Source organism: Shewanella sp. JNE2, assembly GCF_023159115.1.
Lineage (GTDB): Bacteria > Pseudomonadota > Gammaproteobacteria > Enterobacterales > Shewanellaceae > Shewanella > Shewanella putrefaciens.
Genome location: NZ_CP096169.1, coordinates 884,161 through 897,103, shown reverse-complemented (window position 1 = coordinate 897,103; position 12,943 = coordinate 884,161). Strand labels below are relative to the sequence as shown.

The following is a 12,943-nucleotide window of genomic DNA, read 5'->3' as shown; positions in this document are numbered from 1 at the left end:
GAACTTATATCTAACAGTGTTTTATGAAAACTAAAGTTGCGATCTACGTGGCAGTTATCCTAAAGGGCTTTCGTTAAACTCTCCATAAGTTATCGCATCAGCAAATAGAACGTATATTATGCCGAATTCAGTCCCTTCCAAGAGTAAGAACGAGGCTCATATAAAAGCCACCGAGACCCTACCTAATGGTCATGTCACCCAAGAAGTGTGCACAAATGAAACCTGTGCGACTGAAACCTTAGTCTACGATATTCGCAAGAGCCGCTATCTCAATATAACCGGGCGCTGCACCCTACGTTGTGTTTTCTGTCCAAAACATAATGGCAGTAAGCAGATCCATGAATATCAACTCGCTTTAACCCACCAGCCAAAGCCAGAAGAAATTATCCCATTGTTAGGCAATGTCCATGATTTTGAGGAATATGTCTTCTGCGGTTACGGGGAACCCACATTAAATCTACCGACCCTTATTGCCGTAGCCAAAGAGATCAAACAAAGGGGTGGCCGAGTACGAGTCAATACTGATGGCCTAGGTAATCTCGTTCACCGCCGTAATATTTTGCCCGAATTAGCCGAATGTGTAGACAGCTTATCGATTTCGCTTAATGCGGATAATGAGGCTGCCTATAACCAACATTGCCGCCCCAAATTGGCTGATTCCTACCATGCTGTAAATGCTTTTATTGCCCTAGCCCCCCATTATATCGAAACAGTACAAGTGTCTGCGATTGAAGGATTAGAGGGGGTAGATATTGATCTCTGCCGTGAACAGGTACTCGCAAATGGTTGTGATTTCAAACACAGAATCTTAGGCGCGCTTGGATAAATGAATAGCATCAATCGCGTATTCAAGTCGACAAATGAATGGTTATAAACATTCTTATGCTTTAGACCTTGATCTTCTCAGCTATCTGTACTGCGTAACAATTCTTTCGCGTTGACTCTTTCGTGTTAACATAGCCCAATTAATGGCTCATAAACGCATAATCGGCCCATGCTGAAGACAACCTCAAGCATACACACCTTAGCACCACGACTCTCACTAGCCCAAGGGCTGCATTGGTCACATCAACGCTTGCTAGCCATTGCAAGCCAGCTATCTATGTTATTGATTTGCATGCTAATAATAACTAATTTAATCATTACATTAGGGGAGCGCCGTCTTCAAGAAGAATGGGCAACGCAGCGATACAGTGAGCTACAAACCATTGGCACCTTAATTACAGACAAAGTCGCCTTTCAACAATTTAGAACCCAATTATTCGCTAAGGATGAGTTACTTAAGCAATACTTAAAAAATCCAACGACTGCACAACAACAAAAGTTACAGGAAAGTTGGCAAGAGCTAGTTCAACATATCCCAGAATTACTCGGGATTGCGCTGTTTGATCCTCAAGGCAATTATACCTTTTCTACTCCCGCTAACTTCAGCACTGAGGCATTACCCCCTTCGCTACTTAATACTAGCCGTAGCATGGGTGGACGAGAGGTTTATACTTCACCGCTTGAGTTCGTTCCCCTCAACGGGATGTTAGAGCCATATATGTACCAAATGGTCTGGCTTGAAAAGCCAGATCAAAGTTCAATGGGCTACCTTGTTACCTACAATTCCACTGTACAAATGCTCGAGGCAATAAAACCCGCATTTTCGAGTGATAAATCCCCAATGTTAGTACTCGATACCCAAGGGTTACTTTATGCAGGGGTGAGTAATCTCGCTCCACTTGCCAATATGCCAGAAACCTTAGGTGCTAGCCTACGCCAAAGTAATCCAGCGCTGTGGCGAGAAATGTCGATGAATAATTTTGGCCAGTTCCATGGTGATGAAGCGACCTTTGTCTATCTTAAAGTGGAACTAACCGCGCAGCATGAAACTCGGCGTCAATACTTCTTACTTTCCTATATTCGTCATGCCGATATCGCAGCACGCTTTGCACAATGGCAAAACATTGTGATAGTTGCAGCCTTAATACTCACCTTATTAGCAGCATGGGTTATATTGCTAAGTCATATGTATCGTCTTCAACAACGGTCACGCCAATATAGTATCGATGTTGCTAATGGACTCTTTAATAGTGATATAGGTTTTATTCTTGCTAACGAACAAGCGCGGATCATTAGCGCAAATTCAAACGCGTCTGAATGGACCTTAGTGCCACTGGATGAAATGACAGACCGTAGCTTACAAAGAACGCTTTGTTTAGACGATGTCACCCAAGCCCAAATCATGGATCAGGTGTACAGGCAAGGACAGTGGGCAGGAGAAATCTCACTCGAAAGCATTGGTGGCCCAATGCTACGAGCCCAAATACGCCAAGCACCGCGAGTCGGCAGAGGGTTGCCCCATTTATTGGTGACGCTCACAGATATCAGTGAACTGGTTAGCAGTAAAGAACAAGCCTTCTTGAGTGATTTACTCTGTGATAATACGGTTGCCACTGCGCTGACAGATGCCAATGGCAAACTCATTAAGATCAACCCCGTATTCGATAGCCTTATGCAACTTAATGGTGAACTCAACCATGATCTTGCCACACTACTTGCCAATGATATTGGTAACCAGTGGCAACGGATAACGGCACAAATTAGTATGCAAGGCCAGTGGCAAGGGCAAATTCTTTGCTCACCTAATCTGCGTCACTCAAATTGCTTGCAAGCAACGCTTAATGGACATGTTGCTGCCGATGGTGAAATTGACTTTATTATCTGCACCTTAGAGCAAGCGGCTGTTCGTATTCACGGTATCGAGCCACGTAACTATGTTCCCCACCGTAGTACTATTTTACTCAGCCTCTCTGATTTAGAACGCTATTTCACCTCGTTATCTCCCCAAAGCCGCAACCACTCAAGTTTGTTGCTGATGGATATCAATCCGGAAGGGATGTTGAGCCATATGAGCGATATCGATCAACTCGAAACTCGCCAACAGGAAGTCGAAGTGCAACTATTGCTTGAAATACCAGCACACTATCAAATTCTACACTGGCAACTCGGCAAACTTATTGTGATTTTACCGGACACAGATGCAACCCAAGCCCATCATTTTGCGCTTAACACAATGGAAAAGTTAAATAGTAACGGATTAGGTGAAGGGATAACCATAGGTATTGCAGGTTATAAAGAGGGCCAAACATTAGAGCAATACCTCAGCAATGCTGAAGTTGCACTCAAACGTGCAAAGCAAAATAATGATCAAAATATTGGCCAAGCCTTTACTCGTCGTCAGCCTTAATGGTTCCTGAATTGATAGCGTCAGGCAGTTGACTCTGTGTAATTTCAATAATGGCAGAGCGATTCATGGTGATCTTATAACGTGTATATTGTGGCTCCTCGCGTCCCTCTCGCAACACTAAAATTAAGTTAACTTGATAGCGGCGTTCAACCGATTCATGGCTAATTTTACCTTCAACTTCCTTGTAAATTTTTGCTTTTCCCCGTTCTAAGTAACGGGCAAAAGGGACGAAACTAAAATTGACCTGTTCCTGAATGGTCGAATAGCCAGCTTGAAACTCACTGTGGTTAACTTTAGTCGCAATCTTATAATGCAAGATTTCGGCATCGACTTTATTTTGGCTATGTCTGTGCTTTAAGATCTCACTCACTTTATCAGGTAAATCCTGCTGACGCATAAACTCTAACCATACTAACTGCTTAGCTATCACAGCCTGACTTGTTGTATCCCGTAAAATACGGCTCCAGCGGGGGCGTCCACGTTGAATAAATCGCCACATGGCATTACGCACATCATCCTTAAAGATTTCCCTAAAGCCATAAATCACCGCCAACGTCAGAACTAACGCGATAGTAAAACCGCTAAAGGCTCCCTGAGCTTTAATGATGAGCGCCGATACCACTAACATCACTAAGGCAGTTGCTAAGCCAGTGGTAAACTTTTTAAGGCCAATACCCAATGGCTTTAACTCTTCTTTAAGCACGACCCCTTGCTGGATTAAACGACGTAATAACAGCATCTTATTTGAAATACGATTAGGATCCTGTTTAGTTTGCGTCGAGTTATAGTTATTCGCATCACGGTAGGCGCATTCATTGCGACAAAGTGTTAAAACACGTTCTTGGATATCAGAAAAATCGCTCGTTCGAGTGGCATGGGCAAGCACTTTTAGCAGTTGCTGCTCGCAGAACCAAGACAGGTAATTATCGGCGTTTTCAAAGTAAGATTTCCACTTAGGATCTCCAGGCTCATTACGGCGAAACTTCTTCAATAACAAACCAATCTGCTCACATAACTCATCGAGGGCAAGGTAAAAATGCGCCACATCAGTAAGCTGATGGAGTTCTTTCACATCATTTTCAACTGCAACAGCAAATTGATAAGCAAACAGATTAAGGTATAACCTGAACTCTTCCACTGTCCGTCGATTTAAACTCGCGAAACGACCTTGAACTAAAGGCAAATGTAAGCCTTCAGAATAATATGAGCGACGGCCAACGATTGAACTGTAATAGTATTCTTCTTCATCTAAGGTGCGCGAACCTATGCCCATCTCCTTCGGTAGAAAGAAATAGAGATCAAGCTGACGACTATCCCCTTTTTCCATCTGGTGGCTGAACTTAATGGATAGGGATTCTTCTTGTTTAACGCGAATCTTAGACACAAAGACCTTTAATACCCTCACACTGTGGGGCTAAGCAGTTGTAAACCAATGGGGATAAAACATAATCTAAACTGAAATCCAACCAAATACACTGATTAAATTCGGCTATTAACGATTCGACAGCCACAAACAGTATTGCTAGGTTGAAATAACACCACGGCATAATCTTGGCTAGCATCACTGTCGAGTATCTCAATGCTAAGATTATGCCTTCCAGATTCACTAAAATGTAAGCTGCTGATGTATGAAAGATATTTCATGTGTTCTGGCCAATCTTTTTTTGCCACATCCTCTGACTCTGTTTTGGTTTTAACCGACACATTATAGGTCATACTGTTGGGTTTCATACTCTTCACTTCTCCCTGCATTAACAGCATACCTGCGCTCGTGCCATCAAGATGAAAGTAACGGTAATTAATTTGTGCATTGCCCGCAGAAATAAGCACATCGACTAATAAATAAAACTTTCCATCATCTTCTGCATTATCGTGACGATCATAAAGTTCTGAACTGCAATTAAAAATGATGGCCTTATTCGAGACAGATTGCATATAAATCACGCCACAAGCCACAATCAATGCGGATAGGATCGCCAGATTAATCGTCCACTTTAACCATTTAGCCACAGATCCCAACCTCCTGCAGCCACTGAGCATCAATAAACTCTTTAGGTCTTCTGAGATCCGCGATCTTGATATTACGGATAACAGACTGTCCCAGTTTATGCCCTCGTAGGGTTATATAAAACAATTGCTTATCATGGGAAAGCGAGGTATAAACATCGGCCCAATCGCTGCGTTTACAAGCGGTAAGTCCCTGCCCTAAGCGCTCGCCTAACTCGAATAATAACGTATTGTTGGTTTTTGAATTGGCATATAAATACAAACGAATATGTTGACCTGATTCAAGGGGAAGTTCAGTTGACATTAAAGGCTCTGTCGGTATGGTCCGATCAATGTGACTGATATAAAAAAGAGAGAGCGCTAACATTAAACCAAAAAGTAATGACACTCCCCACCAAGAAATGGATTGCAATCCTTTCTGATGAAATTGCCTAGGTAATTGGCCATGGGGACTGTGCAGTAAGTAGCCTTGGCCCTTAACGGTTTCAATCAAACTTTCGTACTGAGGCCCCAAAAAGGAACGGAGCATAAACACGGCCCTTGCAACAGACGTGTCAGTTAACGGCGGGTGAGCACCATCACCCGTTTTCAGCATATGCTTAGAGACCAGTTTCCCTTGATGTTCCACAAGTAAACTTAGCACCTGCAGTTCGGCTCGAGGAAGATGCCATGACTCATCTCTGGACTGCTCGATAAGCAAACCCCGCTCGCGATCAAACCAGCAGCCCCCCAGTTGCATAATATCCTCCCAAGCTCATAAAAATATGGGGTTAAGTCTATGCAAGATATCTAATTATTACTGTGATCTTGCTAACCCAAAGAGTGCAAATAATATAATTTCGTGAAACACCCCTCAGGTCAGACCTAATTAAATAAAAATTTGCTTTGGCTCACAGGGATAAATGTAATTTTAGCGTGTAGAAATAAGCGATAAATGGATTTAAATTCACATAAATACTACAAATACCGTGACACAAACCCTATTTAAATCGATTAAACTCATTATAAAAAATTCATTAGCAGACAAAACAGATTAATATTTCATCCTTCGATTGATATTTTTTTGGTAAATATCCTTCTTTACAAATCACAATATTTATCCCTGCAAGCCCTAAACTCATCCTCACAAATGTTGCTTTACCATTTGATAAATAAAAGTAATTACATAATAAGAGGACATAGAAGATGAGTATGAATCGACGCCAAGCATTAACCCGTATTATCGGTATTAGCACCGCGGCAGCGGGCGCCACGCTGATGGGAACCTCTGTTCTTGCTGCAACCAATGCCGATGGTCAATATCAATTAGCAATAGGTGAAAAACTCAAGTATGTACCACTTGATCCTATGGCAACCGCAAAATTAGCCTACGAAACGGGTGGTGGTTGTATGCACCAAGTGTTTCACGCCGTTGTGACTATGCTAGCCCAATCCAATAGTGCTGATGCCGACAAGTTCAAGACAATACCAACGGCTTTAGCTGCTTATGGTTTTGCGGGTGTTACGGGACAAGGTACGCTCTGCGGCAACCTTAATGCGATAGGTATGCTCGTGAATATTTTAGATGACATAAATGGTCATAATAATGCGGTGATTGCCAACACCTTCCGCTATTACGAAAATACAACATTACCTTTATCCTCAGCGGAATTTGTTGCAGGTATTGGCTCTACCGCAGAAAAAACAGCCCTTGTCGGCAGTTCATCAAAAGCAAAAAGCGTTTTATGCCACTCATCAATCAGTAATTGGTCGAAAGCTTCTGGCTTATCATTCGCGAAGAAAGGTGAACGCTGCTACCGCTTATCCGCCTCGATGGCCTACTACTTAGTCGATGTATTGAACCGCGCCTATCAAGGGGAAAATATCGCCACCCTCAATGGCAGTAAGCCAACACCCGATGCACAGGAATGCCAACAATGCCATGGTAGTACAACCACTTTTGGCTCAGCAGCCAGTGTGAAAACGGATATGGAATGCACCACTTGCCATACTGGGCACTTTAATTAAGGGGGCTGTGATGAAATACCCATTACTCGCAGTGACCTTAGCGACACTGATGCTCGCAGGATGTGGCAGTGACAGCAATAAAGTGGAGGAAGAAACGCCACCAGCACCACCGCCACCACCTCCGGTTGAAAATGCGGTGAATATTGATGATGCCACCCAAATCAATCTTAAACTCGAGCAATTTAACGTTAGCACTGGAACCATTCAGTTTTCACTAACAGATGCACAGCAAGAAGCCATCACAGCGGCAAAAAACTATGATATTTACTATTTTGGTTTTCCCGACAAAACCAAGGAATCCCCTAATCCTAAAGCATGGAAACGCTGGCATGTGACTCAAAGTTATCGTTGCCAAAGCCTTGGTGAATGCAGTGGTAAATTGACTGAGGTTGCCGGCGGAAAATATCAATTTGAAATCGCAGGCTTAGATTGGAAACAGCAGGATCCAAGTCGTTCAGTGGCACACATTAAACTGGCGATCCAGATCTACGGGGCAAAAGCCAATAACGAGCTAAGTTTAATTCAAGTTCAACCACAATAATCTCTCATCAAATCTCCAAACCAAAAGAGGCATCCGATGGATGCCTCTCTTTTCGATTATATTTCAAAAAACTTAAGCGACATTTTTAGAACATCGCGGCATTCATCCACATATGTACCAAGATACTCGCCGCATAACCCAAGGCGATGACTGGCGTCCAACGTAAATGCGCACCAAAAGTATAAATCCCCCTAGCCTGCCCCATAAGGGCCACCCCAGCAGCACTGCCGATGGATAATAAACTGCCCCCAACACCAGCAGTCAAGGTCACTAGCAACCACTGCCCTAAGCTCATATCAGGATTCATCGTCAATACCGCAAACATCACCGGGATATTATCAACAACCGATGATAAAACCCCTATCGCGATATTGGCATAAGTGACATCCCAGTGCTGGTACATGGCTTCAGACACTAAGCTCAAATACCCCATAAAACCTAAGCCGCCCACACATAACACCACACCATAAAAAAACAGCAGCGTATCCCACTCTGCGCGGGCAATACGGTTAAATACATCAAAAGGCACGACACTACCCAGTTGTTGTAAACGCAATTCATCGTGTCTTAATTCTGCTTTAGCACGTTCGCGCGCTACCGAGCGATCGAAGGTCTTACGCAGGTAGAAACCAAAAAACTGCAGAAAACCTAACCCAGTCATCATGCCTAGCACGGGTGGCATACCAAAGAACGAATGAGCACACACCGCGGTAGCAATCGTAAATAGAAATAGGGCAACAATGCGTTTGGCACCGGGCTTAGTGTAAACCTTTACCGTTTCAGCCTCAGGCACATAATGCGGGATAAACACACTCATAATGGCCGCAGGTACCGCAAAATTGACTAAAGAAGGAATAAATAAATGGAAGAATTCCCCAAAGTGTACCGTCCCCTTTTGCCATACCATTAATGTAGTAATATCCCCAAATGGACTGAAAGCGCCTCCCGCATTGGCTGCGACCACAATGTTAATACACGCAAGGGTAATAAATTTACGCTGCCCTGCCCCCACCTTCATCACCACGGCGCACATCAATAATGCAGTCGTCAGGTTATCCGCCACAGGGGAGATGAAAAAAGCCATAAACCCCGTAAGCCAAAATACCGTTCTTAAGCTAAAACCCCGACCAACGAGCCAAGCGCGAATAGCATCAAATAAATTACGTTCCTCCATCGCGTTGATATAGGTCATAGCAACGAGCAAAAACAGTAATAATTCAGAGTATTCCAATAGGTTATGTTTAAATGCTGCCTCAGAAATCTCAGACATCCCATTTTGTGTATACACAAAACCGATCATGCCCCAAATAATACCGGCCGCCACAAGCACTGGTTTTGACTTGCGCAAGTGTAATTTCTCTTCCGCCATCACCAATATATAGCCAACAATAAACACAAAGACGGCAATATAACCTACCGTGGCAGTCGTTAAATTAAGACGCTCAATTCCGTCTGCCATCGCCCAAGCCGCGGGTGAGAAACTGCCCAATACGGCAATACAACATAGGCTGAGAAATGCCATTCCACTGCCCCTAAATAACCGCTGTAATTTCATTAAGTTCATCTCTACGTGGGAATGAGTTTAGAAATTACCATACCGAGTCAGTAAAAAATGTTGATAAGAAGCAAACTTCTGAATGCCAATGACTGGCTAACGGGCTAAAAAGCATTAATTTTTGTCAATCTACCAATAAAAAAGCACCCTGAGGTGCTTCTGAGTTGATGTGACTCACGATTAGAATGCGTATAACAACGTCATATTCGTTTCAGTGTCTGTGCTTTTCTTATTATCAAATGGTTCACTGTTATAGCGCACAATTACCGCAAACTTCATTGCCAACGAGCCGATAATATTGGCCGTTAACGAGGTTTCGGAGCGGGCATCTAACTTATCACCATAGTCTGCAACAAAACGTTGTTGGAACTTAGAAGTATCGGTAATTTCAGTTTCAAAGTTAATCACACCGTGGGCAACGATACTGTCGTTAGAATTCTGCCCCTCTAAAATAGCCTGTTCAGAATCAAGACGTTGATAGATATAACCAGGACCGACTTCAACGTCTAAAAACGTCTTTGTCGCATCATATAATCTATGCCCATAACCCGTTGCACCTGACAGAGTGTATTCGTACCCTGTAAAGGGATCGACTTCGTAGTTGGCATTTGTAAACAAGTAACTACGGTCTGTCATTTTGTAGTTACCTTGTGCAGCGACTAAATACCGTTTCGCAGTGACAGAACCCGTATCTTCTTTGTATAAACCTTCGAGTAGGTACTGATTCTCCCAATCACCAAGCTCATGTTTAAGATTTAAACGTCCCTTGTAGGATGAAGTATCCGTATTACCTGTGGTTAAGGTTGCACCCAGTTCAACTTCACCAGCAAATGTTTTATCGCCTTTGACAAAATCACTCCCAGCATTCGCCATAAAAGGTGCAGCCATTAATATCGCTGCGGTCAGTACTTTCTTCATGTCTACCTCTTCCTATTTCGCTGTACCCACCTTATGGCATATCTGCTCGACCAAATTGGATAAACACATATTGATAGGGTTAGTACGCCTAAAAAATGCGCGCAATACTAACATTTATGAGTAACAATTGAAAACCGACTCTATTTTGAACATAAAAAAACCCGCTTTTTAGCGGGTTTTTCATTAAGCCGAAAACTTACATATTGATCTTAGGATCTAACGCACCAGACTGATAAGCTTTGTACATTGCTTGTAAAGACAAAGGCTTAATCTTAGATGCCTGACCCGCACAACCAAAGGCTTCGTAGCGAATAGTACAAATATCCGCCATCGCTTCCATCGAGGCTTTTAAGAATTTACGAGGGTCGAACTCGCTTGGGTGTTCGGCCAAGTATTTACGTACCGCACCAGTAGACGCTAAACGCAGATCGGTATCGATGTTCACTTTACGCACACCGTGTTTGATACCTTCAACGATTTCTTCTAATGGCACACCGTAAGTTTCAGGAATTTGACCACCGTATTGGTTGATGATCTGTAACCATTCTTGTGGCACAGAAGATGAACCGTGCATCACTAAGTGAGTATTAGGAATGCGGGCATGGATTTCTTTAATACGGTCGATACGCAGTACATCGCCTGTCGGTTTACGGCTGAACTTGTATGCACCGTGGCTAGTACCAATCGCAATCGCCAGCGCGTCAACATGAGTATCAGCAACAAAGCGCGCCGCTTCTTCTGGGCTGGTCAGCAGTTGGTCGTGGCTTAACACGCCTTCTGCACCAACGCCGTCTTCTTCACCGGCAGTACCGGTTTCTAAGCTGCCTAAACAACCGATTTCACCCTCTACAGACACACCACAGGCGTGGGCGAATGCAACGGTTCTGCGAGTCACATCAACGTTGTACTCATAAGACGCTGGGGTTTTACCGTCGGCCATTAATGAGCCGTCCATCATTACTGATGACATACCTAATTGGATAGAACGCTGACAGATATCAGGGTCAGTACCGTGGTCTTGGTGGATACAGACTGGGATATCAGGATACTGCTCAAGGGCCGCTGTCATCAGATATTTTAAGAACTGAGGACGGGCATATTTACGCGCACCCGCAGAGGCTTGCACAATAACAGGGCTGTCGGTAGCTTCTGCGGCCTGCATGATGGCGCGCATCTGTTCTAAGTTGTTTACGTTAAACGCTGGCACACCGTATCCATGTTCTGCCGCGTGATCGAGTAGTTGTCGTAGGGAAATTAACGCCATTTTTTTAACTCCAATAATAGGGTGACTGTCACATTAACGCTTGGTCACCGAGGTCGCTATCGTTTGGATGGATTTTTATGCTTAATCACTTAAGTCAGATTGTGGTATGACAAAAGAGAATAAGCGGTTTTTTATAATTCTTTTACTTTTATAGCCACTTAGTTAGCGGCTTATTGCGGCGTCTTATACGCCGCATTGTTTAAAACCAATCTCTTAAGCGCCGCGTTTTTTCAGCATAGCTACAGCGGGTAATTCCTTACCTTCGAGGAACTCGAGGAAAGCGCCACCACCCGTAGAGATGTAAGACACTTTATCGGCGATACCGTATTTATCGACCGCCGCTAAGGTGTCACCACCGCCAGCGATAGAGAAGGCTTTAGAATCCGCAATCGCTTGGGCGATACGCTTAGTACCTTCGCCAAATTGGTCGAATTCGAATACGCCAACAGGGCCGTTCCATACGATAGTACCAGCAGATTCAATGATTTTGGCTAAGGCTTCGGCGCTGTCTGGGCCGATGTCGAAAATCATATCGCTATCGCTAACATCGCTCACCGATTTTAAGGTCGCCGTTGCCGTTGGGCTAAACTCACCCGCCACAACCACATCGGTTGGTACAGGAATATCGCCGCCGCGGCTTTGGGCGTTCGCCACTAAACGCTTAGCTTCGTCAATTAAATCGGCTTCGTATAAAGATTTACCGACATTGTGACCCGCCGCAGCGATAAAGGTGTTAGCAATACCACCGCCAACCACTAATTGATCCACAATGCCCGATAAGCTTTCTAATACGGTGAGCTTAGTTGACACTTTAGAGCCGCCGACGATCGCCACTAATGGACGCGCTGGATTATCTAACGCCTTACCTAAAGCATCTAACTCTTGGGCCAGTAATGGGCCAGCACAGGCGATAGGCGCGTATAAGCCAACACCGTTGGTTGACGCTTCTGCGCGGTGAGCTGTGCCGAAGGCATCCATCACATAAACGTCGCACAGGGCGGCCATTTTCTTAGATAGCGCTTCGTCGTTTTTCTTCTCGCCTTTATTAAAGCGCACGTTTTCAAACACAACCACTTCACCTACAGCGACTTCAACGCCGTCTAAATAGTCGGTCGCTAAACGGACGGTGCAAGACAGGGCTTTGGCCAAGTAATCGACCACAGGTTGCATTGAAAATTCGCTGTTGTATTCACCTTCGGTTGGACGACCTAAGTGCGACATCACCATTACCGCCGCACCTTTGGCAAGGGCTAACTCGATAGTGGGGAGAGAGGCTCTAAGGCGCGCATCACTGGTGACGACGCCATTGCTGACAGGCACATTGAGATCTTCACGGATAAGCACTCGCTTACCTTGAAGATCCAGATCTGACATATTGATAATTGCCATGGTAACGCTTCCTTTTATAATCAAAAAACA

At 44.1% G+C, this 12,943-nt stretch carries 11 protein-coding genes; 4 read left to right on the top strand and 7 right to left on the bottom strand.

The genetic code is table 11. The features are described from left to right. Positions 1–118: 118 nt before the first annotated feature. Together MZ182_RS04095 and MZ182_RS04090 are read left to right on the top strand one after the other, a co-directional pair. A complete protein-coding gene (locus MZ182_RS04095; RefSeq protein ID WP_011918753.1) occupies positions 119–826 on the top strand; it encodes a TatD family nuclease-associated radical SAM protein in 708 nt (235 codons plus the stop codon). A gap of 168 nt (positions 827–994) precedes the next feature. Further along, positions 995–3,232, top strand: a complete 2,238-nt coding sequence (locus MZ182_RS04090; RefSeq protein ID WP_248066332.1) for a PAS domain-containing protein — start codon at positions 995–997, stop codon at positions 3,230–3,232. Here MZ182_RS04090 and MZ182_RS04085 read toward each other — a convergent pair. The 3 genes from MZ182_RS04085 to MZ182_RS04075 form a co-directional block, all read right to left on the bottom strand. Next, on the bottom strand, positions 3,213–4,616 hold the full coding sequence (locus MZ182_RS04085; RefSeq protein WP_014609970.1) for a hypothetical protein: 1,404 nt from the start codon (positions 4,614–4,616) through the stop codon (positions 3,213–3,215). The two genes, MZ182_RS04090 and MZ182_RS04085, sit on opposite strands and share 20 nt — an antisense overlap. 95 nt (positions 4,617–4,711) lie before the next feature. Then, on the bottom strand, positions 4,712–5,242 hold the full coding sequence (locus tag MZ182_RS04080) for a hypothetical protein (protein WP_011790554.1): 531 nt from the start codon (positions 5,240–5,242) through the stop codon (positions 4,712–4,714). Next, complete coding sequence (locus MZ182_RS04075) at positions 5,235–5,978, bottom strand: winged helix-turn-helix domain-containing protein (protein WP_011790555.1); 744 nt, start codon at positions 5,976–5,978, stop codon at positions 5,235–5,237. The genes MZ182_RS04080 and MZ182_RS04075 overlap by 8 nt, the downstream gene beginning before the upstream one ends. Before the next feature lie 446 nt (positions 5,979–6,424). Here MZ182_RS04075 and MZ182_RS04070 point away from each other — a divergent pair, with 446 nt between their 5' ends. Together MZ182_RS04070 and MZ182_RS04065 are read left to right on the top strand one after the other, a co-directional pair. Then, complete coding sequence (locus MZ182_RS04070; protein ID WP_248066329.1) at positions 6,425–7,246, top strand: cytochrome C; 822 nt, start codon at positions 6,425–6,427, stop codon at positions 7,244–7,246. Between the two features lie 10 nt (positions 7,247–7,256). Further along, the gene (locus tag MZ182_RS04065) at positions 7,257–7,787 is read left to right on the top strand and encodes a hypothetical protein (RefSeq protein WP_011790557.1); all 531 of its coding nucleotides are present in this window, start codon (positions 7,257–7,259) and stop codon (positions 7,785–7,787) included. An 85-nt stretch (positions 7,788–7,872) separates the two neighbouring features. Here MZ182_RS04065 and nhaD read toward each other — a convergent pair whose 3' ends face one another. The 4 genes from nhaD to MZ182_RS04045 all read right to left on the bottom strand — a co-directional run bounded on the left by nhaD (position 7,873) and on the right by MZ182_RS04045 (position 12,913). Then, a complete protein-coding gene (nhaD, locus tag MZ182_RS04060) occupies positions 7,873–9,342 on the bottom strand; it encodes a sodium:proton antiporter NhaD (RefSeq protein ID WP_014609968.1) in 1,470 nt (489 codons plus the stop codon). A 180-nt stretch (positions 9,343–9,522) separates the two neighbouring features. Next, positions 9,523–10,260 (bottom strand): YdiY family protein, encoded by a 738-nt coding sequence (locus tag MZ182_RS04055; RefSeq protein WP_011790559.1) that lies wholly within the window; start codon positions 10,258–10,260, stop codon positions 9,523–9,525. A 196-nt stretch (positions 10,261–10,456) separates the two neighbouring features. After that, positions 10,457–11,524 carry a class II fructose-bisphosphate aldolase gene (fba, locus tag MZ182_RS04050; RefSeq protein ID WP_011790560.1) on the bottom strand — a complete coding sequence of 356 codons (1,068 nt, stop codon included), beginning with the start codon at positions 11,522–11,524 and terminating at the stop codon, positions 10,457–10,459. Positions 11,525–11,737: 213 nt separating this feature from the next. Beyond that, complete coding sequence (locus MZ182_RS04045; protein ID WP_011790561.1) at positions 11,738–12,913, bottom strand: phosphoglycerate kinase; 1,176 nt, start codon at positions 12,911–12,913, stop codon at positions 11,738–11,740. Between the last annotated feature and the right edge of the window lie 30 nt (positions 12,914–12,943).

What these genes read in the sequence shown, in the direction of transcription:
- MZ182_RS04095 (WP_011918753.1), top strand. Translation starts at nt 119, where the DNA reads ATGCCGAATTCAGTCCCTTCCAAGAGTAAGAACGAGGCTCATATAAAA.
- MZ182_RS04090 (WP_248066332.1), top strand. Translation starts at nt 995, where the DNA reads ATGCTGAAGACAACCTCAAGCATACACACCTTAGCACCACGACTCTCA.
- MZ182_RS04075 (WP_011790555.1), bottom strand. Translation starts at nt 5,978, where the DNA reads ATGCAACTGGGGGGCTGCTGGTTTGATCGCGAGCGGGGTTTGCTTATC.
- MZ182_RS04070 (WP_248066329.1), top strand. Translation starts at nt 6,425, where the DNA reads ATGAGTATGAATCGACGCCAAGCATTAACCCGTATTATCGGTATTAGC.
- MZ182_RS04065 (WP_011790557.1), top strand. Translation starts at nt 7,257, where the DNA reads ATGAAATACCCATTACTCGCAGTGACCTTAGCGACACTGATGCTCGCA.
- nhaD (WP_014609968.1), bottom strand. Translation starts at nt 9,342, where the DNA reads ATGAAATTACAGCGGTTATTTAGGGGCAGTGGAATGGCATTTCTCAGC.
- MZ182_RS04055 (WP_011790559.1), bottom strand. Translation starts at nt 10,260, where the DNA reads ATGAAGAAAGTACTGACCGCAGCGATATTAATGGCTGCACCTTTTATG.
- fba (WP_011790560.1), bottom strand. Translation starts at nt 11,524, where the DNA reads ATGGCGTTAATTTCCCTACGACAACTACTCGATCACGCGGCAGAACAT.
- MZ182_RS04045 (WP_011790561.1), bottom strand. Translation starts at nt 12,913, where the DNA reads ATGGCAATTATCAATATGTCAGATCTGGATCTTCAAGGTAAGCGAGTG.